Origin of the sequence: Stutzerimonas stutzeri, assembly GCF_000952685.1 — a bacterium.
Taxonomy (GTDB): Bacteria; Pseudomonadota; Gammaproteobacteria; order Pseudomonadales; family Pseudomonadaceae; genus Stutzerimonas; species Stutzerimonas stutzeri_E.
Window position 1 is genome coordinate 1 of record NZ_JYHV01000019.1, and the last position, 21,105, is coordinate 21,105.

General features: G+C 61.1%; 19 protein-coding genes and 1 riboswitch. Of the genes, 9 read left to right on the forward strand and 10 right to left on the reverse strand.

The genetic code is table 11. The annotated features are described in order from the left end of the window. Positions 1-51: 51 nt before the first annotated feature. Positions 52-216, forward strand: coding sequence for a hypothetical protein (locus tag UF78_RS23005; RefSeq protein WP_196298660.1), 165 nt, complete (start codon positions 52-54; stop codon positions 214-216). Positions 217-315: 99 nt separating this feature from the next. Continuing rightward, a complete protein-coding gene (locus tag UF78_RS11340) occupies positions 316-1,419 on the forward strand; it encodes a DNA topoisomerase IB (protein WP_045162336.1) in 1,104 nt (367 codons plus the stop codon). A gap of 16 nt (positions 1,420-1,435) precedes the next feature. On the opposite strand, the gene UF78_RS11345 is transcribed toward UF78_RS11340, so the two are convergent. The 3 genes from UF78_RS11345 to nfuA form a co-directional block, all read right to left on the reverse strand. After that, entirely contained in the window at positions 1,436-2,389 is a 954-nt protein-coding gene (locus tag UF78_RS11345; protein WP_045162337.1) for a sensor domain-containing diguanylate cyclase, read from the reverse strand. A 2-nt stretch (positions 2,390-2,391) separates the two neighbouring features. Beyond that, complete coding sequence (locus tag UF78_RS11350; protein ID WP_045162338.1) at positions 2,392-3,375, reverse strand: response regulator; 984 nt, start codon at positions 3,373-3,375, stop codon at positions 2,392-2,394. 140 nt (positions 3,376-3,515) lie between these two features. After that, positions 3,516-4,100: a Fe-S biogenesis protein NfuA gene (gene nfuA, locus UF78_RS11355; RefSeq protein WP_045162339.1), complete on the reverse strand. Its 585-nt coding sequence runs from the start codon at positions 4,098-4,100 to the stop codon at positions 3,516-3,518. 266 nt (positions 4,101-4,366) lie between these two features. Between nfuA and metH the strand changes: the two genes are divergently transcribed. Beyond that, positions 4,367-8,059, forward strand: coding sequence for a methionine synthase (gene metH, locus UF78_RS11360; protein ID WP_045162340.1), 3,693 nt, complete (start codon positions 4,367-4,369; stop codon positions 8,057-8,059). Between the two features lie 96 nt (positions 8,060-8,155). On the opposite strand, the gene UF78_RS23285 is transcribed toward metH, so the two are convergent. Continuing rightward, positions 8,156-8,374 (reverse strand): EAL domain-containing protein, encoded by a 219-nt coding sequence (locus UF78_RS23285; protein WP_080890605.1) that lies wholly within the window; start codon positions 8,372-8,374, stop codon positions 8,156-8,158. Positions 8,375-8,449: 75 nt separating this feature from the next. Here UF78_RS23285 and UF78_RS11365 point away from each other — a divergent pair, with 75 nt between their 5' ends. Continuing rightward, complete coding sequence (locus UF78_RS11365; RefSeq protein WP_045162341.1) at positions 8,450-8,776, forward strand: DUF5629 family protein; 327 nt, start codon at positions 8,450-8,452, stop codon at positions 8,774-8,776. Positions 8,777-8,918: 142 nt separating this feature from the next. Here UF78_RS11365 and UF78_RS11370 read toward each other — a convergent pair whose 3' ends face one another. The 3 genes from UF78_RS11370 to UF78_RS11380 form a co-directional block, all read right to left on the reverse strand. Continuing rightward, positions 8,919-9,830, reverse strand: coding sequence for a DMT family transporter (locus UF78_RS11370; protein WP_045162342.1), 912 nt, complete (start codon positions 9,828-9,830; stop codon positions 8,919-8,921). Next, positions 9,823-10,338 (reverse strand): MarR family winged helix-turn-helix transcriptional regulator, encoded by a 516-nt coding sequence (locus UF78_RS11375; RefSeq protein ID WP_045162343.1) that lies wholly within the window; start codon positions 10,336-10,338, stop codon positions 9,823-9,825. Before UF78_RS11375 ends, UF78_RS11370 begins: the two co-directional genes overlap by 8 nt. 153 nt (positions 10,339-10,491) lie before the next feature. Next, positions 10,492-10,794, reverse strand: a complete 303-nt coding sequence (locus UF78_RS11380; protein WP_045162344.1) for a DUF1883 domain-containing protein — start codon at positions 10,792-10,794, stop codon at positions 10,492-10,494. 160 nt (positions 10,795-10,954) lie between these two features. Here UF78_RS11380 and UF78_RS11385 point away from each other — a divergent pair, with 160 nt between their 5' ends. From UF78_RS11385 to UF78_RS11400, 4 genes are all read left to right on the forward strand, one after another. Next, complete coding sequence (locus UF78_RS11385; RefSeq protein WP_045162345.1) at positions 10,955-12,103, forward strand: MFS transporter; 1,149 nt, start codon at positions 10,955-10,957, stop codon at positions 12,101-12,103. A gap of 76 nt (positions 12,104-12,179) precedes the next feature. Then, complete coding sequence (locus tag UF78_RS11390; protein WP_045162346.1) at positions 12,180-13,238, forward strand: RNA methyltransferase; 1,059 nt, start codon at positions 12,180-12,182, stop codon at positions 13,236-13,238. 113 nt (positions 13,239-13,351) lie between these two features. After that, positions 13,352-14,695: a leucine-rich repeat-containing protein kinase family protein gene (locus UF78_RS11395; RefSeq protein WP_045162347.1), complete on the forward strand. Its 1,344-nt coding sequence runs from the start codon at positions 13,352-13,354 to the stop codon at positions 14,693-14,695. Between the two features lie 47 nt (positions 14,696-14,742). Next, positions 14,743-15,198, forward strand: a complete 456-nt coding sequence (locus UF78_RS11400; protein WP_045162348.1) for a hypothetical protein — start codon at positions 14,743-14,745, stop codon at positions 15,196-15,198. An 18-nt stretch (positions 15,199-15,216) separates the two neighbouring features. On the opposite strand, the gene UF78_RS11405 is transcribed toward UF78_RS11400, so the two are convergent. The 3 genes from UF78_RS11405 to UF78_RS11415 are packed head-to-tail and all read right to left on the reverse strand — an operon-like array spanning position 15,217 to position 20,238. Beyond that, positions 15,217-15,456, reverse strand: coding sequence for a DUF2149 domain-containing protein (locus UF78_RS11405; protein ID WP_230623632.1), 240 nt, complete (start codon positions 15,454-15,456; stop codon positions 15,217-15,219). A gap of 37 nt (positions 15,457-15,493) precedes the next feature. Continuing rightward, entirely contained in the window at positions 15,494-15,970 is a 477-nt protein-coding gene (locus UF78_RS11410) for a MotA/TolQ/ExbB proton channel family protein (protein ID WP_230623633.1), read from the reverse strand. Next, positions 15,967-20,238 (reverse strand): cobaltochelatase subunit CobN, encoded by a 4,272-nt coding sequence (locus tag UF78_RS11415; RefSeq protein WP_080890606.1) that lies wholly within the window; start codon positions 20,236-20,238, stop codon positions 15,967-15,969. Before UF78_RS11415 ends, UF78_RS11410 begins: the two co-directional genes overlap by 4 nt. Positions 20,239-20,329: 91 nt before the next feature. Continuing rightward, a riboswitch (cobalamin riboswitch) is annotated at positions 20,330-20,466 on the reverse strand. A 152-nt stretch (positions 20,467-20,618) separates the two neighbouring features. On the opposite strand from UF78_RS11415, the gene UF78_RS11420 reads away from it, so the two are divergent. After that, the gene (locus UF78_RS11420) at positions 20,619-20,837 is read left to right on the forward strand and encodes a DUF2970 domain-containing protein (RefSeq protein ID WP_045162351.1); all 219 of its coding nucleotides are present in this window, start codon (positions 20,619-20,621) and stop codon (positions 20,835-20,837) included. Positions 20,838-21,105 lie beyond the last annotated feature (268 nt).

A 21,105-nucleotide genomic window follows, 5' to 3' on the forward strand; every position in this document is an offset into this window, starting at 1 on the left:
CCCCCCCCCCCGCCACGGCTGCCTTTTATTCCGCGATCCAGGAGCGTTCACATGATTGGCGACTATTCATCGATAAATGATCATTTGGAAACTGCACGCAGGCTTGCTGACAGCGCTGAAACCAAGGCGGATCCTGCAATCTACCGAGAAGCAATCGACGAACTGGTAGCCGCGATACGGTTGCTGATGCGCAACAGCCCGGAAAGCGAAGACTGATCGCAATTCGTTCACTCGCCGGGTTCATGCTGAAAGGGGAGCGCGCAGGCCAGACCAGTCTGCGCCATCAAGCTGTGCGTATCGCGAGGTGTGTTCCGCATGCTGATCGATCAAGGCGGTGAAGTTCCTCTGCCATTGGCGGAGGGTATTCGTCCGGTACCGACGGACGAGCAGTCCGATACAGGCACCGCCCTGTGCCCTCCGCTTCCAGCCGATCTCCATTACGTTGATGATCGCAGTCCGGGAATCGGGCGACGGATACTGCGGGGCAAGTTCGCCTACTTCCAACCGAACGGAGAGCGCATTCGCGACGCGACCGAGATTGCCAGGATCAATAAACTGGCGATCCCCCCGGCCTATACCGATGTCTGGATCTGCCCCGATCCGCAAGGGCATCTTCAGGCCACTGGACGTGACGCCCGGGGTCGCAAACAGTATCGCTATCACGCCCGCTGGCGGGAAATCCGGGACAGCACAAAATATGAACGCCTTCTGGCATTCGGTGCAGCATTACCCCGGTTGCGTGCTGGTCTGGAGCAACATCTGGCGTTGCGCGGACTGCCGCGAGAGAAAGTCATGGCGCTGGTGGTGCAACTGCTCGAGTCGACGTTGATTCGTGTCGGCAACTCACGCTATGCGCGGGAAAACCGCTCCTACGGCCTGACCACGCTGCGTACACGCCATGTCGATGTGCATGGCGCCGCGATCCGCTTCCAGTTTCGAGGCAAGAGCGGTGTAAAGCATCAGGTCACGCTGAAAAATCAACGACTGGCGCGCATCCTGCGTCGCTGCATGGAATTGCCCGGGCAACACCTTTTCCAGTACCTGGACGAGGACGGTTTACGCCACCCGGTGAGCTCCAGCGACGTGAATCAGTTCATTCAAGATATGACTGGTGGTGACTTCACTGCCAAGGACTACCGCACCTGGGCCGGTAGTGCGCTGGCCCTGGACTACCTGCGCAAGCGCGACTGGCAACCGGACGCCGTTGCCCGGCGCAATCTGGTCGAGACGGTCGCCCAGGTGTCCCGCCAGCTTGGCAACACCCCGGCCATCTGCCGCCAGTGCTATATCCACCCCGACGTACTCCAGGCCTTCACCTCAGGCGAGCTCGCCCGGTTGTCCAAGGCAAGAAAGCGCAAGTGGCTGAGCAGCGAGGAAGCCACCTTGTTGAATTTCCTGACCGAGCGCAATCCCACCTGACGTCTTTGAATATTGGTCAGCGGTAGAGCGATACCTGATTGCGGCCTGCCGATTTCGACATATACATCGCGCTGTCAGCTCGCTCGATCAGCTGCGCATAGCCGCTGGTGGGCTGACTGAGATCCGCGATGCCGAGGCTGACGGTAAAATGGATGCTGCGCCCTTCATGGATGACCTCATGCGCCTCGATGGACTGCCGCAGCCTTTCCGCGAAGGTCACGGCCCCCTCGCTGTCTGTATCCGGCAGCAGTACCACGAACTCCTCACCGCCGTAGCGCCCAGCTATGTCGGCGTCTCGCATGCTTTGGCGGATGAGCTCGGCGGCCCGCTGAATGACCGCATCGCCTGCCTGATGACCGTAGCTGTCATTGATCCGCTTGAAGTGATCTATATCGAACATCACCAGTGCGGCATTACGGTCGTAACGTCGGTGCCGAGCATAGTCCTGACGCAGCATTTCTTCCCAATGGCCGCGGTTGAACAGACCCGTCAGGCGATCAGTGCTCGATAACCGCTGCAGCTCCTGGTTGGCCGCCTGTAGCTGGCGCCGGTTGATGGCGACGTCGGTCACGTCGTAGATGATCAGGCAAATCTGGTCAATGTTGCCGCTGAGGCCTTTCAAGGGCATCAAAGTGGTGTTCTGGTACATGAAATCTTCCAACCCGGTGATCGGCTGGTAATTCTTGAACCGTAACAAATAGGGACGTTGCTCCCAGATGGTGAACGACGGCGTGCCGAGCGTCGCAACGTTCTCCACCTTGCGCCGAAACCATTGCTCATCCACTTCGGGAAACAGCTCGAAAAAAGATTTTTCCCGCGCATCTTCAGGCAACCGCCCGGAGCGGTTTTCCATGAAGGTATTCCACACATCGATGCGGTATTCGCGATCCAGGACCACAACACCAACGTCGATGCTCTGGACGATCGCCAGAAGCCAATGAAGTTCGCTCAGATTCATCGAGTCGGACATGCTCAGGCCATCAGGTAGGCGAGTTTGCGAGACAGCAGCTCAACCGAGTCTTCGGTGAACAGCAACAACAGATCGAAATGGACATCATGGCCTTCCAGGCTGTAGCTGATCTCCACCGCAAGGGTGTTTTTCCAACGCTGCCGATTGAGCCGGATGAGCTCGTCGATCGACGCGTGCTGGCCCAGCACCTGCGGATGCCCTTGGGAGAACACCACGTCAATTTGATCGGCGATGCCGCTGAGGCATGCACTGATCAGGAGACTGGACAGATCGAGCAGCATTTCCAGTTCACGGAAGTCCTTTGCGCGCATCAGGCGCGCCATGTCGGCCACTTCCGAGTCATGAAAGATCAGCAATGCCTCACCGGCGATTCCACCGCCGATATAACCCTGGCAAACCGCGGTCAGCTTGTCTCCCTGGGCCGCATCGGCAAGTGCCATGTGCAACTCGCCGACTTCGAGGATGTTCACGTTGGGAATCGGTAGCTGAACAAAAACCCCAAGCACCTTTGCAAGCAGCGCAGCCGCGCGCCCCATCGCAACGTTCACCACCTCGCGGAAGGCATCACGAAACGGGATGGGCCCTGTCGCTCTCTCACCCAGCGCTGGCAACTCGTTGCCCACAATCCCCAGACTGGCCAGGGTCTGTCGCAAGTGCACCGGATCTGCCGGTTTACGAATGAATGCCAGCGCTCCCAGCTCCAGCACCCGCCGTACAGCCTCTTCCTGAACATCCGCCGAGACCACAATGACCTTGCAGTCGAGTTGCTCATCACGAAGCGCAGCAAGCACCTGATAGCCGTCCACATCCGGCATGGTCAGGTCGAGCAGTAGCACATCGATTCCGCCCTCGCGTATGCGCTCAAGGGCCTCACTGCCGCCGGCGGCCTGACGGATGTTCAGCGGCCAGGCAACCGGCAGCGCACGCAGCAATTGCTTGCGCGCCAGGTTCGAATCATCGCAAATCAACAGGGAAACGGCAGACATGCAGCGCTCGCTCACTTAGCCAGGCATCAGAAACCTGGACAGCTTATCTCAGCAAACGGTCGCTGGGTTGGTGACACAAAACTATAATGGCACTTTGCCCAAGAAGTGACTGAAACAACCACCGTTTGGGCAGTTCCGCCTTAATAGTAAGCGTTATCCCGATTGGTGTGATCGGTCACGTCGCGCACGCCCTTGAGCTCAGGAATTCGCTCCAGCAGGGTTTTTTCGATGCCTTCCTTGAGCGTAACGTCAGCCTGGCCGCAACCTTGGCAACCACCACCGAACTGCAACACCGCGACCCCCTCGTCAACCACATCGATCAAGGTGACCTGGCCGCCATGGCTGGCAAGCCCTGGATTGATTTCGGTCTGCAGGTAGTAGTTGATGCGCTCGTTCAGCGGGCTATCTTCGTTGACCATCGGCACCTTGGCGTTCGGCGCCTTGATCGTCAGCTGCCCCCCCATGCGATCAGTGGCGTAATCCACCAGGGCGTCTTCCAGAAAGGGCTCGCTGACACTATCGATCCAGGCTGTAAAACGCTTCAGTGCGACGGGAACGTCATCCGGCTTTTCTTCACCAGGCTTGCAATAGGCAATGCAGGTTTCCGCATAGGGCGTACCGGGCTGAGTGATGAAGACCCGGATGCCGATCCCTGTGGTGTTCTGCTTCTCGAGCAGGTCTGCCAGGTAATCGTGTGCAGCTTCGGTAATGGTAATGGCGCTCATGGGAACTCCTCTCAGACATGATGGGCAGTGTACGCCAACCCTCTCCCCGGATAAAGTCCCAGTGTTTTAGTAGGAAATAGAACCTTCCGAGCTGGAGGCTCCGATAGCTGTCCAGCCCCCTTCACGCGGAGCGTCAGAACCGGTTCGCAAGACGTCACACCCAGCAACGAATATGAGCGCCACTCATACAAAAGCGCTGATGATCAAAAAGCATGCAGCTTTGTTATCATTCGCGCTTCTAGAAATCAGCTTTTCAGGTAGTCCCCATGCTAGACCGCAACGCCCGTCTCCAGGCTCTCCAGAAGGCCCTCAAGGAGCGCATCCTGATTCTCGACGGCGGCATGGGCACCATGATCCAGAGCTACAAACTGGACGAGCCCGATTACCGCGGCGAGCGCTTTGCCGATTGGCCGCAGGACCTCAAAGGCAATAATGACTTGCTGATCCTGACACGCCCAGATGCAATCAGCGCCATCGAAAAGGCCTACTTCGATGCCGGCGCCGATATCGTCGAAACCAACACCTTCAACGCCACGCGCGTTTCCCAGGCCGATTACGGCATGGAAGAGCTGGTGTACGAGTTGAACGTGGAAGGCGCCCGCCTCGCTCGCCAGGCAGCCGATGCCAAGACTGCCGAGACGCCAGACCGCCCGCGCTTCGTCGCCGGGGTGCTGGGCCCGACCAGCCGAACCTGCTCGCTGTCGCCGGACGTGAATAACCCAGGCTACCGCAACGTTACATTCGACGAGCTGGTCGAGAACTACACCGAAGCCACCCGAGGCCTCATTGAAGGCGGCTCTGACCTGATACTGATCGAGACCATATTCGATACGCTCAATGCGAAGGCGGCGATCTTTGCGGTTCAGGAAGTCTTCGAGGAAATCGGGTTCGAACTGCCGATCATGATTTCCGGCACCATTACCGATGCTTCAGGCCGGACCCTGTCTGGACAGACCACCGAAGCTTTTTGGAACTCCGTACGCCACGCCAAGCCGATCTCGGTCGGTCTGAACTGTGCTCTGGGCGCCAAGGAGCTACGGCCCTACCTGGAAGAACTGTCTAACAAGGCCGAAACCCACGTCTCGGCACACCCCAACGCCGGCCTGCCGAACGCCTTCGGCGAGTACGACGAAAGCCCGGCGGAGATGGCCCGGGTGGTCGAGGAATTCGCCGCCAGCGGCTTTCTCAACATCGTCGGCGGCTGCTGCGGTACGACACCGGCGCATATCGAGGCGATTGCCAAGGCCGTTGCGAAATATGCGCCACGCGTCATTCCCGACATTCCCAAAGCCTGCCGCCTGTCCGGCCTCGAGCCGTTCACGATCGATCGCAGCTCGCTGTTCGTCAACGTCGGTGAGCGGACCAACATTACCGGTTCCGCCAAGTTCGCCCGCCTTATCCGCGAGGAGAACTACACCGAAGCCCTGGAAGTCGCCCTGCAGCAGGTCGAGGCCGGCGCGCAGGTCATCGACATCAACATGGACGAGGGCATGCTGGATTCGAAGAAGGCCATGGTGACCTTCCTCAACCTGATCGCCGGTGAACCGGACATTTCCCGCGTGCCGATCATGATCGACTCCTCCAAATGGGAGGTGATCGAAGCCGGTCTGAAATGCATCCAGGGCAAGGGCATCGTTAACTCGATCTCGATGAAAGAAGGCGTCGAAGCCTTCAAGCATCATGCCCGCCTGTGCAAGCGCTACGGGGCCGCCGTAGTGGTGATGGCCTTCGACGAGGCCGGCCAGGCCGATACCGCCGCGCGCAAGCGTGAGATCTGCCAGCGCTCTTACGACATCCTGGTAAACGAGGTCGGCTTCCCGCCGGAAGACATCATCTTCGACCCGAATATCTTCGCCGTCGCCACCGGCATCGAAGAGCACAACAATTACGCCGTGGACTTCATCGAAGCCTGCGCTTACATCCGCGACCACCTCCCCTATGCCCTGACCTCGGGCGGCGTGTCCAACGTGTCCTTCTCGTTCCGCGGCAATAACCCGGTGCGGGAGGCAATCCACTCGGTCTTCCTCTATTACGCGATCCAGAATGGGCTGACGATGGGCATCGTCAATGCCGGCCAGCTTGAGATCTACGACGAGATCCCGAAGCAGCTGCGCGACGCGGTCGAAGACGTGGTGCTCAACCGCACGCCCAACGGCACCGAGGCTTTGCTCGCCATCGCCGACGAATTCAAGGGCGACGGCAGCGTCAAGGAAGCGGAAACAGAGGAATGGCGTGGTTATACGGTCGAGAAGCGGCTCGAGCACGCGCTCGTCAAGGGCATCACCACCCACATCGTCCAGGACACCGAAGAGTTCCGCCAGCAGTGCGCGCGCCCCATCGAGGTCATCGAAGGTCCGCTGATGGCGGGCATGAACGTGGTCGGCGACCTGTTTGGCTCGGGCAAGATGTTCCTGCCTCAGGTGGTGAAGTCAGCCCGTGTGATGAAGCAGGCCGTTGCGCATCTGATTCCCTTCATCGAAGCTGAGAAAGGCGACAAGCCTGAAGCCAAGGGCAAGATCCTCATGGCGACGGTAAAGGGCGACGTCCACGACATCGGCAAGAACATCGTTGGCGTGGTGCTCGGCTGTAACGGCTACGACGTGGTCGACATGGGCGTGATGGTCCCAGCAGAAAAAATTCTGCAGACGGCGATTACCGAGAAATGCGACATCATCGGCCTGTCCGGCCTGATCACGCCTTCCTTGGACGAGATGGTCCACGTTGCCCGCGAAATGCAACGTCAGGACTTCCATTTGCCATTGATGATCGGCGGCGCCACCACCTCCAAGGCGCACACGGCGGTGAAGATCGACCCGCACTACAAGAACGATGCAGTGGTCTATGTCACCGACGCTTCACGTGCCGTCGGGGTTGCGACGACATTGTTGTCGAAGGAACTGAAGCCGGCCTTCGTGCAGAAGACTCGCGAAGAGTACGCGATGATCCGCGAGCGCACCGCCAACCGCAGCGCTCGCACCGAACGCCTGACGTACCCCGAAGCGGTTGCCGTCAAACCCAAATTCGACTGGGCCGACTACAACCCGGTGAAGCCGAGCTTCACCGGCCGCAAGGTGCTCGAAGACATCGATCTGCGCACCCTGGTCGACTACATCGACTGGACGCCATTCTTCATCGCCTGGGACCTGGCTGGTAAGTATCCGCGCATTCTCGAGGACGAAATCGTCGGCGAAGCCGCCACCTCGCTGTTCAACGATGCCCAGGCGATGCTCACCAAACTGGTCGATGAAAAGCTGATCAAGGCTCGCGCGGTGTTCGGCTTCTGGCCAGCCAACCAGGTCGACGAAGATGATATCCAGGTCTATGGCGACGACGGCGAAGCCCTGGCCACGCTGCATCATCTGCGTCAGCAGACGGTGAAGACCGACGGCAAACCGAACTTCTCGCTGGCCGACTTCGTGGCACCGAAGAGCAGCGGAGTGACCGATTACGTGGGCGGTTTCATCACCACCGCAGGCATCGGTGCAGAGGAAGTCGCCAAGGCTTATCAGGACGCCGGTGATGACTACAACTCGATCATGGTCAAGGCGCTAGCCGATCGCTTGGCCGAAGCCTGCGCCGAGTGGCTGCACCAACAGGTGCGCAAGCAGTGGTGGGGCTATGATCCGGAAGAGCATCTGAGCAATGAAGAGCTGATCAAGGAGCAGTACAAGGGCATCCGCCCTGCCCCCGGTTATCCGGCCTGCCCCGATCACACCGAGAAAGCCACACTGTTCAGGTTGCTCGATGCCGACGGTGCCAGCCAGGTAACTCTGACCGAGCACTTCGCCATGCTGCCAACCGCGGCCGTTAGTGGCTGGTACTTCGCTCACCCCAAGGCGCAATACTTCGCGGTCGGCAAGATCGACAGGGACCAGGCCGAAAGCTACAGCAAGCGCAAAGGGCAGGATCTTGCCGTAACCGAGCGCTGGCTGATGCCAAACCTGGGCTACGACGCCTGAGAAGCACTGCGCCTGTCGAAAGGCGCGTGCTGTCAACGACGGCGGCCGGATTCCCCAGGCCGCCTGCCATGCCCCCACGCTCAAGTCGCAGACGCGTCAACCGACCACCGCACGGTTAGTGCTAGTGCTCGGCAAGCCAGTGCTCGAAGGCTTCCGCGCGCAGGGGCATCGAGAGCAGATAGCCCTGGGCCTCTCGCCGCCGAGCGCTCTCAGTAGGTCATAGACTTCGGCCTCCTCAATGCCCTCGGCGACGACGCTGCAACCCAGATCATGGGCCATGTTCACCATTGACTTGACCAAGGTCTGGCTGCGCATGTGCTGGGCGGGTTTAAATAGCTACCCTGCGAGCACCGCTCGGCTCCGCCACATTTCCCTCTGGATGACGAAACCATGCCAAGCGACACGCTCTACCTACTCGATCAACTTGAAGTTGCGGACATGCTGGAAATCGACGGCCTGCATGCCTGGCAGTTCGAGCTTAACGATGCCCTCCTCGACCAAGCTGACGCCGCCGCCGAAGCAGAGCTGGCATTCGACAGCGAGGAAACCGTGGTCACCATCGAAGGACTCGATGGCCGGGAACGACGGGTGTGGCGCTTCAGCTACAACCAGGTCATGGAGGCGACCTATCTCGAAGCGGACGATGCCTGGTCACTGGACGAAGGCAAACATCACCTGCGCTGCCTCGGAGCGGTAATCGTTAGCGAAGACGTCTGAAGCGCCCGCCAAGCGCGACAAGCCGCCACCTGTTGCTTCAGTGCTGGTACACCGCTTTGGCGCCAGACCTGTCCTTCGACCCCGCCCCGTCAGTGGTGCTGACGTAAGCGGTTGCTCGATGGTCGTAACACGCGCTTGCCTGTCAGCCTTCGCGCGCGCCGCGGCGCAGCAACAGGGCGATCGCCAGCAGCACCAGCAGGCTGCCCGGTAGCCACTGCCAGCCGATGCGCTGTGGCTGGGTGAAGAACAGCAACAACATCGACACAAACGGCACCAGGTAGCTGTAGGCAGTAACGGCACCCGGCGTCAGCACTGCCGTGGCCCGCTGTTGCAGGAAGAAGGTCATGCCGCTGGAAAACACACCCAGATAGATAACCAGCATCACGTCGCGCAGGTCCATCCGCAACAATGTCGCCGGTTGCTCCCAGATCGCCCCGAGCAGGCCGATCAGGATCGCGCCTGTCAGCAGGCTCCAGAATGTTCGCAAACCGGCCTGCGGAGCCAATATGCCGCGCTGCAACCCCCACTTGCTCAGCACCGGGTACATCGCCGAAGCAATACAACCGAAGAAAAACGCCAGCTCGCCAAAGCCGAACTTGAGCTGCGCAAGGTCTCCATTGTTTTCCGCAACAGCCAGCCCCAGCGCACCCAGCGCACCCAACGCAAGAATCGCCAGTAGCCGACCCGCTGGTTGCTCGACACCCAGGCCACGGCCAATGCAGTAAGCCAGCAGCGGTACAGTGACGAACAGAGTAGCCATCGACAGCGCACTGATACGGTGCGCCGCCCAGAACATGGTGCCGAAGAAACCGGCCAGACTCAGGCCCATCAGGGCATACAGCAGCAATCCGGGCATACTTGGCCAACGTGCACCCTGACGCACCAGCAGCGGCAACAACGCCAGCGTGGCGATGCTGAACCGGATAGAGGTCAGTAGCAGCGGCGGCAAGCCTTCGCTCATCAACCCCACCGCAGGAAAAGACAGGCCAACGAACAATGCCCAGAGCAGCATGCCCAAATGCGCACGAGTGGCGCCACGCTTCGCCTCAGTCATCGCCTTGCTCCTCTAGTGTCCGCAGCAATATGCGCAGCCCGCTCGCCAAGGCCTGTCGCTGCTGGTTATCGAGCGGCGCCTGCAGACCGTCCAGGGTCGCGAGATATTCATCGAGGCAGCCGAGCAATACGGCCTGTCCTTCATCGGTGAGGCGTATCAACAGGCTGCGCCGATCGTTCGGGTTGGGAACGCGCTGGATCAGACCGGCCGTCTCCAGTCGATCGAGCCGATTGGTCATGGCACCCGAGCTGAGTACGGCGGCATGCCGCAAGGCGTTCGGTGTCAGTCCTTGCGGTTGGCCGCTGCGATAAAGCGTCGCGAGCAGATCGAACTCGCCGTCGTGCAGACCGTGCTTGCGAAATACGTCGGCGATGCGCCGGTTGAGGTATTTGGACAGCCGATACACACGCGTAAAGATTGCCATCGGCGATGCGTCGCCTTCCGGGCGGACGTTTTGCCATTGAGCGAGCACGCCATCGACGTGATCGCCGCCTTTGGGCTTGCGCATAGATATCTCCACGAAAAGAATCTTCATGTGAAGGTATTTAAACGAAGAACCAAAGGCAAGCGATTACGGCTCAGGCGGCGCACTGATCGACGAGTGACGTTTGATCAACCAGGAACCGGGCGGCAACCGGAGCTGCGCGCCCGATGGACAGCGTTACTTCAGCTCGGACGGCGAATTACGAACGATTTTGATCGAGTGTGTGAGCGCAGGCTTACGAGTGACACTGATAGCCTTGCGCGTCACGGTGTCGATGGTGATATTCCAGAAGCCGGTGTTGGGCACCTTGATCTTCGCTGGAAACTTGTCAAACGCACCGCCGTGATACGCATGACGCCCGCCGTTCTTGAAGCTGCGGAAATTCTTGTCGTTCATCAGACGGATATTGCAAGGCTGCGAACATTCGATGATCACGAAGTCGTCTTCGTTGAGATGTTCGCGCTGGTGAATGAACTTCATGTACCGCTCCGGACCGCGTTCTGGCAAAGGCGAAGATTACCATGGGCACGAGCGACGCTGGGCACACCCGGCACGCTGGAATTTGCCACAATGACGCCTGTACACGGCCTTTGGCGCGCTAGCGCTGGCTTTCACTCCTGCTGATCAAGGACACCCACGAATGTCGCCGGTGCCCCGTTGCGTTGATGCTACATCTCCCCTCGCGCGCCGCGCGACTCGGGTCGGTTTCTTCATGGCCGGATTCGGTCTGTCCGTATGGGCGCCGCTGGTGCCCTATGTGCGCGAGCGCATCGAGATGAGCGATGCCCTGTTCGGCACGCTGTTGCTATGCATCGGCATCGGCTCGTTGAGCTGGATGCCGTTATCTGGATTGCTGGTGACCCGCTGCGGCATCCGTCCTGTGGTGCTGTCGAGCGTCGCGCTATTGCTTTTTGCACTGACCGGAATGGCGCTGACCGAATCGATCTGGGTCCTCGCCTTGGCGTTGTTCTGCTTCGGTGGCAGCCTGGGTGTCATCGATGTGGTGCTCAATATTCAGGGTGTGCTCATCGAGCGTGGCTCCGGCAAGCGACACATGTCGAACTTCCATGGCATGTTCAGCCTGGGATCAATCTGCGGTGCGCTGGCACTGACCGGCGCGCTGACCCTGGGCCTCGCACCGGCAACCGGCACACTGTTGATGATTGCCGTGATCGCTTTGGCCAACCTCGCCGTATCATCCGGGTTTCTAAGGAACAAGGCGCCGGGCGGCGGGGTCGCGCTCATCCGCCCGACCGGGATGGTGCTGCTGGTGGGCGCCCTGTGTTTCGTCGTCTACCTGGCCGAGGGTGCAGTACTGGACTGGAGCGCGCTCTACCTCACCGAGCACAAGGCATTGGAAACCGCCAAGGGCGGCCTGGGTTACGCAAGCTTCGCCTTGATGGTGACCGTCGGCCGCTTCGCCGGAGCGCCTGTGGTAAACAGCCTAGGGACCGCACGGGTGATCGGTTTCGGCGGACTGTTGGCGGGATTTGGCATCGGCCTGAGTATCCTAACCGAGCATTGGGGGTTCGCCCTCCTCGGTTACGGCCTGTGTGGCCTGGGTTGCGCCAATGTCTCGCCAGTGCTTATTTCCTCCTTGAGCCGGCAGCACAGCATGCCGGTTCATCAGGCCATCACCGCGGCGACCACCATCGGCTTTGCCGGCGTACTTGCAGGCCCAGCCGTGATTGGCGTGATCGCTCACTACAGTTCGCTGACGCTTGCTTTTGGCTTGCTCGCGATACTGTTGTTCGGGCTCACCCTGGGCAGTCGTCGCTTCAAGGAATGAATGTCCCGGCGCGGGAGCTGGCAATCTTCGCCACACTACAGACCAGGCCTCGACCTTTGGCTAGAATGCGCGCCCTATGCGCATCCAAGACATCCATCGACAGCTCGCCGAGATCGGTGCCAAGCCCGTCCATATCGGTCGGATCACGCGTGCCTGGCTCAAAGGGCAGGCGCTGGATGTCGGAACCCGTCACCAGAAGACCGAAGACTTCCTGCCATTGTCGGTGCGCAACGGGCTGCCTAAGATCAGCGAAACCGTCGCTGGGCTGGCTCGCCTGCGCTCCGAACACCCCGGTGGCGATGGCTCGGCCCGGTTACTGGTCGAGCTGGCGGACGGCCAGATGGTCGAAAGCGTGCTGTTGCCGCGCGACGGTCTGTGCGTATCGAGCCAGATCGGCTGCGCAGTCGGTTGCGTGTTCTGCATGACGGGTAAAAGCGGCCTGTTGCGCCAGCTCGGCAGCGCCGAGATCGTCGCCCAGGTTGCCCTTGCCCGCCGCTACCGCCCGGTGAAGAAGGTGGTGTTCATGGGCATGGGCGAACCCGCGCACAACCTCGACAATGTCCTCGACGCGATCGATCTGCTGGGCACCGACGGAGGCATAGGCCACAAGAACCTGGTGTTCTCTACCGTTGGCGATCCACGCGTGTTCGAACGCCTCCCGAGCCAAAAGATCAAACCCGCACTGGCACTTTCGCTGCACACTACCGACGCCGCGCTGCGGCGCGAGCTACTGCCGCGCGCACCGGTATTCGACCCCGCCGAGCTGGTCGAACTGGGCGAGCGCTATGCGCGGCTGGTCGATTATCCGATCCAGTACCAGTGGACGCTGCTAAAGGGCATCAACGACAGCCAGGACGAGATGGACGGCATCATCCGTTTATTGCGCGGCAAGCTCGCGATCATGAACGTCATTCCGTACAACAGCCTGGACGACGATGAGTATCAACGCCCCGAAGCCGATCGGATTCGCCAGATCATGCGTTATCTGCACGACAATGGCGTGCTGACCAAAGTGCGCAATTCTGCCGGACAGGACATCGACGGCGGTTGTGGACAACTGCGTGCGCGCGCCGAACGCATCGTGCGCGATCGCCGCCAATCCTCCCAAACATCCAGGCCAGAGCCGTTGCGCTGAACAAGTGTCGCATGCCGTTGTCCTAGCGCGACTGAGTCGAACTAGGCCCCGACCGGCCGATACAGACTGCGGCGATCGCACAACCATGCCCAGTGACGGGCTACGAGAACAGCATGCACACACTGGAACAACTGAAGCGCGGTGAGCTGACGGACATCACCCGTCTCGACCTTTCCGAAGGACTCGACGTATTCCCATCGGAAATCTTCGAACTGGCCGACAGCCTGGAAGTGCTCAACCTGTCCGGCAACAGACTGACCCGTCTTCCTGATGACCTTCCGCGCCTGCACAAACTGCGCATCCTGTTCTGCTCCGATAACGCCTTTACCGCCGTGCCCGCTGTGATTGGCCGCTGCGCCCAACTGGAAATGGTCGGTTTCAAAGCAAACCGCATCCGCACGCTACCGGCCGAAGCACTACCCCCCCTGCTGCGCTGGCTGATTCTCACCGACAACCAGCTCGAAGCGTTGCCCACCGAGATCGGCCGATGCGACCGCCTGCAGAAACTGATGCTGGCGGGAAACCGGCTGCGTGAACTTCCTGAATCGCTCGCCGACTGCCGGCGCCTGGAGTTGCTGCGAATCGCTGCCAACCAGCTCCCCGCCCTTCCTGGCTGGCTGCTGCGTATGCCCCGGCTGAGCTGGCTGGCATTTGCCGGCAATCCCTTTAGCGACAAGATGGAGGCGGAGATCCTGGCCCAGCATCCATTGCCGCCCATTGATCGCGCGCAGGTGTCGTTCGAAGATGTGCTTGGCCAGGGCGCGTCCGGGGTTGTCCATCGTGCCGAATGGCAGCGCCCGGGGAGCGCCGGACAAGTCATGGCAGCCAAGCTGTTCAAAGGCAACCTGACCAGCGATGGATTGCCTCATAGCGAGATGGCCGCCAGCATCGCAGCCGGCGCGCACGCCAACCTGATTCCCGTAGCGGGACCACTGGCCGAGCAGGCTGGTGCCCTTCCGGGGCTGCTGTTGACCCTGATCGATCCCGCCTTCCAGACGCTCGCCGGCCCGCCATCGCTGTCTAGTTGTACACGCGATTGCTATCCAGCGAGCTGCCAGTTCAGCCCTGCACAGGTGCTTCGCATCGCAGCCAGCGTTGGATCTGTCGTCGCCCACCTGCACGCACGAGGCATCCTGCACGGCGATCTCTACGCACACAATCTGATGGTGGATCCGCGCGGTCAGACCCTGCTCAGCGATTTTGGTGCTGCATCGTTCTATGATCCGCAAGGCGCGCAAGCACCTGCATTGCAGCGACTCGAAGCACGCGCGTTCGGATGCCTGCTGGAAGAGCTACTGGCGCATTGCGCGGTCGCCAACCACGATCCGGCTCTGCGAGACCTCGGCGAGCTGAAGCGCCGCTGCCTCCTTGACGCCGTACTGGAAAGACCGGACTTCGCGCAACTGAACCAGGCGCTCGAAGCAATTTGCGCCGGACGGACCGATACGGCCGATTAGTTGCATGGAGGGAATCGACTTTTCCAGCTCTGACGGCTTTCTGACGCATGTCTCACTCCGAACCACGCAATAACGACACAAACGCCCAGTCGCCAGCGGCCAACGCTAACGTTGCGCTCGAGCACGACCCATTCATCGTCGGACTCAAGCAACGACTGCCCGAACACTTGCGTGAAAGCTTTAGTGAACAGCAGTTGGAAGGATTGCGCAGCGCCTTCGCCACGCGTTCCTGGGGCCGTCACAAGATTGACTGGCGCGGTACGTTCAGCCTGTGGAGCAACCAGTACTATTTCGTACTGGTTGGCGGGCGCAACAAACGCAACCTGTCCCGCGCGCAGCGCAGCCTTTCGCTGGCTGCAAAGGCCGGCGCGATCACCTTGTTCCTGATGTTCTCCGTGCTGGTCGGCCTGGTGGTGCTCTATCTGATCAAGTCGGCGCTCGGGATCAACCTGTTGCCGAACTATTCGCTGGGGCTGTGGGACTGGTTCAAAGGCGGCGGCTGAGACGATAGGACTCGGTAGTCAGTCTCCGATCAGGATGAGTTTGCCGGTCAAGGGATCACGGTAGACCTGCCCGACACTTTCCAGGCCTTGGCCGGAGCTGCCCTCCAGACTGTCTGGCAAGCGCGGCAGCTCACGCCCGCGTTCGACCGTCACGGGCTGTTTGGCGGCATCGAGTTGCTCCAGTAGATCGGTCTGGGCGACTAACGCGGCGATCAAGCCACAGGCGAATACCAGGACTACGTCGACCAGATTGGCCAAGGGTCCCAACGGATCGTCATCGCCAGCCGCAAATCGACTAGATCGCCACCGTCGACTCATTGTCGCGCGCCTCCGCCGCTTCGATCTCATCCAGCAGCTCGTCATACCAACGTCGTCGCAAACGGCCGAGCGCAAAGCCGCCCACCCCGATCAACAGCCCGAGCACGGTGGTATCGAAGGCCACTCGCATCGCGACGCTGAGTATCTGCACATTGCCGTCTCCCAGCGCAGCCAGGCCCGGACCGAGGGGTATCAATGTGCCCATCAGGCCGAGCATCGGCCCGACGCGAGCGATCAGATCGGCGCGATCAAGCCGCCGCCTTGCACGCCTCTCGATTTCGGCCACCGTCAGCATGCGCCAGCGCCGAAGCCCACCAAACCGCTCTCCCGCCGCGACGCCTGCGTCGCAGATCATCATGGCCATGAGTCCGAACAGCGCCCAGGTCACGGGCTGCAGCAGCCACCCCACCAGCAGGTGCAACCAGCCGAACAAACGGTCATCGAGCATACTCATGAGCCACCCCTGGATGGTGCTCGGCGGCCTCGCCAGATACCGATGCCCAGCAGCAACAGCATGACTAGCGCAACCAGCCACAAGTATTGGCTGGCACTGGTATCGCTCTCGCCTTGCGACTCCTGCGCCTCGACAGACTGCTCGGCTACGTCTGGCTGGATCTCGCTGATACTGCTGGGCGCCTTCATGGTGTGCTGCGGCTCGCGCTTCGCGGCATCCAGACGCGCCTGCAAAGCCTCCCGAACGTCTGGCTTCAGCTGGGGCAGCAGCCACTCGATCATCGGATGGTCGGGGCGGGTGTGGCCGCTGCCGGGGAGCCCATTCGCAGAAACCAGCGTGGCGAAGGCCTCAGCCAACTCACTCCGGGTCTGCTCGTCGGCCTGCCAGAAGCCCTTGTGAATGGCCACCAGCATGATCGCCAGCATGTTGGTCTTCACATGCACATTGGCGCCCTGTTCAAGAAAGGAATCGATCCCCAACTGGTAGTGATCATCGAGATACACCGCCTTGACCTCCTCCCAGGCGCTGTCCTGGATAATGTCCGGGTTGGTCACCTGCCAGCCCCAGAGATATTCCAGGAACTCGCTGCCCATGGTCCGCGCGCCAGCGTAATCATGCTGCATCAACGCCTTGATCCAGGCCGGATTGAGGAAGCGGCCGCGAAGCTCCGCCAGCAACGCCTGCTGCAAGGGTTCCAGGCGCACCTTGGTCGGGTCGTTGTGCCAGCTGACGAAATTTTCGGGCGCCTGGCCGGCCAAATGCTCGACGGCCATGCTCAGGCCACCGAGGTAGTCGAACGCATCGTTGTTGTCCATCAGCCCGTAGAGGTTGCTGGAACGTCCTAGATAGGTACGTGTGACCTGCTTCAAGCCAGCCTCGAACACTGCCTGGACCGGCTCGCCATTGTGCTGCAGGCCGTAGGCATGGCCCATCCGGTTGACGTAGCTGCGCGCCAACTCGCTACGGTCCTGCCAACTGCCGGAGCGTTCCACCAGCGCGTTGATGCCTGCACCATAGGCGCCTGGTGCCACCCCAAACAGGCGCAGCGCCGACAGGCTTCCAGCCTGCTCGGCATCGGCGCCGCCGTCCAATCGGCGCGCCGCGTCCTCGACCCAGTTGGCGGCGATCCGGTTCTGTGAAAGGGTCTCATCTCCCCCGGTCGCCAGCGCACCGATCGGTTGCAGCGCGGCATCCAAAGCGATACGCAGAGCGGGATAATCCCGGCGGATGGTGTTGCTGGCGCCGTCCAGCGCCAACAGCACACCGCGCTCGAGCAGCGCAAGCTGGTCGGCGTACAAATCCCGGAACAGGCCGGAGGTGGTGAACATCAAGTCACGGCGTTCATGACCCTGCTCAAGCGGCACCCGCTCGATCCCCTCGACGATTCCCCGACTGTTCCAGACCGGCTCGACGCCGAGCAGATCGAGGCCGAACGCAACCATGGCGCCTTCGTCTCGTACGGTGTCCGAGGCCCAAAGGATGACCGCTTCACGGCCGCCCTCCGGCATGGCTCGCTCACGGGCGCGATCGGCCAGTTCTCGACCGATCCCCCAACCGATACGACTCGGCAGCAGGCTGCTGTCCAGCGCGTGGAAGTTGCGCCCCGTGGGCAACGCCTCCGGCGTGCGGATCGGATCGTTGCCTTTACCCGGCGCGACGAAGCCTCCCTCTAGCGCGTGGATCAGCGCCCGCATCTCGGCTGCCGGGGAATCGACCAATGCCTGGCGGTACTCGGTCCGTTCGGCGCCCATCGACGCCATCAGAGTATCGACCGCCTCCTCGGACCAGGGCTTGCCGAACACGTGCAGACCGAGCGGCATGAAGCGCTCCTGGATATTGGTTAGGTAATGACCGACCTCGTGGACCAGCAGATCGTCGTCGACCTGATCGAAATCGATACCGCGCGCGGCGAGCGGCTCGGCCATGGAATCGCGCAGCTCGGGTTCCAACCCGGACTCGCTCAGCAGCCGTTTGATCTCAGCGATGGTCGCGCGCCGAGCGGGCCCTTCGGTGCTGCCAGTCCCGGCCTCGAAACTCTCGATTAGCTGACGCAGCTTGAGCAGATCGTCGTACAGCGGCGTCGCCACCAGAGGCGGCGTGAGGTGATCGATCATCACCGCGAGCCCTCGACGCTTGGCCTGGATGCCCTCACCCACGCCATCGACAATGTAGGGATAGATGCTCGGCAGATCACCGACGATCTGCAGCGGGTAATCCTCGGCACTCAGCCCGGCACGCCGCCGCGGCAGGAATTCGTAGGTAGAGTGACGCCCCAGGTGCACCAAGGCATCGGCACGAAAGTCGTCGCGCAGCCAGTGATAGAAGCCCAGATACTGGTGCGTTGGCGGAAAGACCAGGTTGGCGTGGAGCAATTCCTCGTCCACTTCCCAGCCTCGCGGCGGCTGCGGACCGAGGAAGACGTTGCCCAGACGTAGACCTGGAAAAACCATCCGCTCCCCTTGCACCATCACCCGTCCAGGCGCTTCGCCCCAACCACGCAGCCCCTCGATGCCTGTAGCCGCCAGCGCGTCGATCAGCTCATCCGCTTCACTCCAGTTGGCCAGCCCGGGCTGCTCGAGCGCTCGTTCGTAGAAGTGCTCGAGTTGCCCGAGCAGATCCAGCGCGCGGGCTCTGGCCGGATGCTCGACGCCATCGAGCAGGTGATGCAGCTCGCTCGACCCATCACGCAAGGTCTGCTGGGCGATATCCAGATGCGACGCCTGCAGTGCCCGACGCATCTGCGCGCTCCAGTGGCCCAACGGGCCATGCACCATCTCGGCCTGCAAGGCCGGCGGCAAGGTACGGAACCAGCGCAGATATCCATCGCGGTCGAGCCCGGGCACCTTCTCGGCCATGTTGGCCAACGCATCCCCTTGCTCAGGCAGATTCACGCCATGGTCTTGCAGCATACCCAGCAGCGCCTCGGACGACAGCGGCAACTCGCCTGTTTCGTAGCCCTCAGCCTTGAGACGCCGCAGTATCGCGAGCAAGGATTGCGGTACGTCCAGGTTGTCGGCACCAATGTTGTGCCGTCCCGGCGGATGGTTGTAATAGATGATGGCGACACGCTTGTTCTTGTTGGCCTTGCGCTGTAACCGCTGCCAGCGATGGATCCGAGCGGCGAACGCTTCGATCCGGGACGGCAAGGGCTGGCTGAAACCAAAACGGATACCGGAATTCGGATCGATCTGCGCCGACTCCCACGCGGCCAGCACCATCGGCTGGCTGCTGCCCTGCAGCTCCGGCATGGCCAACTGGTAGTGGACCTTGTCGCGCCCGAGCCCGTCACTGGAGAGCTGCCAGGCGCTCTCGTCACGGTCATCCAGGCGCAAGGCCTTGAGCACAGGCACATCGAGGCGCTTGAGTATCTCGGTGGCCTCTTCTCGCCCCTCGCCACCGCCGAGCACGAAATCCTGCAGCACGACCACCGCCGCCAGCGTCGGATGCGCACCGCTTTCGAGCCAACGCAGCGCCTGCAGGGTGCCCTCGCCCCATCCAGCGAGCAGGCTGACGCAGGCGATATCACGCTGTTGCAGCGTCTGGCAGAGCGCGTTGTTGAGGTCGGCGTCGCCCCGGCGATCGGCACGGCCATGATCGATCACCGCGACCATGCTGTCGCCGCGCCAGACGAGCTCAGATGCGTTGAGAGTACGCCCGTCCTGGTAGAAGCGTAGCGCTGGACGCGGCTCGGCAGGCATGATCCGCCTCGAACCATCGTCGGACAGCCAGCTCAGCAGGCGCGCGATGTTATCGCTCCCACCGGCAATCCAGTAGCTACGCGCCTCGATCCACCCGGTCTGATCGGGATTGGCATCGCCAAGCTCGCGGACCCAGCCGGCCAGATCCTCGCCGGGCTTTTCTGCGCCGAGACGTGATGCCTGTTCACGGTCGCGGAACACGGGCGTGCCATCGATACGGCTCATCGCAACCAGCCCCTGATCGCTGTGCATGATGTAACGATCACCGGAGCTGTACCCCTCGATCAGCGGCCGCAAGCGCTCCACCTCGGACCCGAAGACGCCGACAGCGAGCAGCGTGTCTCCGCCCTGGAGCCATTCGGCTATGCGGGCATCATCCATCTCGCTCAGCTGTTCCGGGGTCCGTGCATCGATGATTTCGTCCGGTTGGCGCTGTTTGAACAGGGCCACTGCCGAGGCGAATTCAGCCGCGCTGTACTGCGAGATGATCGCCTTAACCTGCCCGCCCAGGGCGGGAGGAGCGAGCAGCAGCGAAAGCACCAAACCAGCCCAGCGGAAAACGATAGACATGCCCACTCCGTCTCGAGACGCGCGGGCGGCAGAACGGCCGCACAGCCTGGAACAGGCGCAAGGCGTTCTGAGGATGTCGCCCACCGCGACAATTCCTTGGGGAGTACGGGCTGGTATCGGGCTTGGCCGAAGGTTCGGCTCTACCGTTGCGGGGGCAGCATCAGCTTGGTACTGATTTCCCATTTAACCCGAACCTTGATCCGGGCACCGCGCACTCCATGAAGACAGCCGCTTGGCGGCTGAAGGCGCGAACCTTACGCGGCGCACCCGACAAGATCAAGCAACAAACCCTAGCCGCTGCAGGCACCCTCGGAACTTAGATGCGACGGCTTGCTTGATGGTGGCTAGACTTCGAGGGGATCAGTCATATCGGGGCGGCTATGAACGACGACAAGCAACCAAAACCACTCACGTTTCGGCAAATGCTACAAAGCGTTCTGGCTGGCGCGCTCGGTGTGCAGAGCGGAAAAAACCGAGAAAGGGATTTCAGTCAGGGAAAACCGAGCCACTTCATTCTGTTGGGTGTCGGCTTCACAGTGGCGTTCGTACTGATCATCCTCGGCGTGGTCAAGCTGGTGCTGTATCTTGCCGGTCTGTGACAGCCCCGGCACAGGTAGCATGCTTTATTGGTGACTGACCCAGAAAACCGCCGTTGCGACGACTAGAATTATCAGGACGAAAATAGCGGTGGCATCCGCCACGCTGTCATTACCGCGTTGATTGGACTGCTCTGACACGGCTGCTCTCCTTGTTATCGGGCTCACGTTGCTTGCAGTTAAGACCACGCCAGCGAGTCGCTCAAGCTCACCGCTTCAAATGCCAATAAAGCAGCGTTTCGTTCTAAACATATTCCCAAACATCACTTTT

What these genes read in the sequence shown, in the direction of transcription:
- UF78_RS23005 (WP_196298660.1), top strand. Translation starts at nt 52, where the DNA reads ATGATTGGCGACTATTCATCGATAAATGATCATTTGGAAACTGCACGC.
- UF78_RS11340 (WP_045162336.1), top strand. Translation starts at nt 316, where the DNA reads ATGCTGATCGATCAAGGCGGTGAAGTTCCTCTGCCATTGGCGGAGGGT.
- UF78_RS11345 (WP_045162337.1), bottom strand. Translation starts at nt 2,389, where the DNA reads ATGTCCGACTCGATGAATCTGAGCGAACTTCATTGGCTTCTGGCGATC.
- UF78_RS11350 (WP_045162338.1), bottom strand. Translation starts at nt 3,375, where the DNA reads ATGTCTGCCGTTTCCCTGTTGATTTGCGATGATTCGAACCTGGCGCGC.
- nfuA (WP_045162339.1), bottom strand. Translation starts at nt 4,100, where the DNA reads ATGAGCGCCATTACCATTACCGAAGCTGCACACGATTACCTGGCAGAC.
- metH (WP_045162340.1), top strand. Translation starts at nt 4,367, where the DNA reads ATGCTAGACCGCAACGCCCGTCTCCAGGCTCTCCAGAAGGCCCTCAAG.
- UF78_RS23285 (WP_080890605.1), bottom strand. Translation starts at nt 8,374, where the DNA reads ATGCGCAGCCAGACCTTGGTCAAGTCAATGGTGAACATGGCCCATGAT.
- UF78_RS11365 (WP_045162341.1), top strand. Translation starts at nt 8,450, where the DNA reads ATGCCAAGCGACACGCTCTACCTACTCGATCAACTTGAAGTTGCGGAC.
- UF78_RS11370 (WP_045162342.1), bottom strand. Translation starts at nt 9,830, where the DNA reads ATGACTGAGGCGAAGCGTGGCGCCACTCGTGCGCATTTGGGCATGCTG.
- UF78_RS11375 (WP_045162343.1), bottom strand. Translation starts at nt 10,338, where the DNA reads ATGCGCAAGCCCAAAGGCGGCGATCACGTCGATGGCGTGCTCGCTCAA.
- UF78_RS11380 (WP_045162344.1), bottom strand. Translation starts at nt 10,794, where the DNA reads ATGAAGTTCATTCACCAGCGCGAACATCTCAACGAAGACGACTTCGTG.
- UF78_RS11385 (WP_045162345.1), top strand. Translation starts at nt 10,955, where the DNA reads ATGTCGCCGGTGCCCCGTTGCGTTGATGCTACATCTCCCCTCGCGCGC.
- UF78_RS11390 (WP_045162346.1), top strand. Translation starts at nt 12,180, where the DNA reads ATGCGCATCCAAGACATCCATCGACAGCTCGCCGAGATCGGTGCCAAG.
- UF78_RS11395 (WP_045162347.1), top strand. Translation starts at nt 13,352, where the DNA reads ATGCACACACTGGAACAACTGAAGCGCGGTGAGCTGACGGACATCACC.
- UF78_RS11400 (WP_045162348.1), top strand. Translation starts at nt 14,743, where the DNA reads ATGTCTCACTCCGAACCACGCAATAACGACACAAACGCCCAGTCGCCA.
- UF78_RS11410 (WP_230623633.1), bottom strand. Translation starts at nt 15,970, where the DNA reads ATGAGTATGCTCGATGACCGTTTGTTCGGCTGGTTGCACCTGCTGGTG.
- UF78_RS11415 (WP_080890606.1), bottom strand. Translation starts at nt 20,238, where the DNA reads ATGTCTATCGTTTTCCGCTGGGCTGGTTTGGTGCTTTCGCTGCTGCTC.
- UF78_RS11420 (WP_045162351.1), top strand. Translation starts at nt 20,619, where the DNA reads ATGAACGACGACAAGCAACCAAAACCACTCACGTTTCGGCAAATGCTA.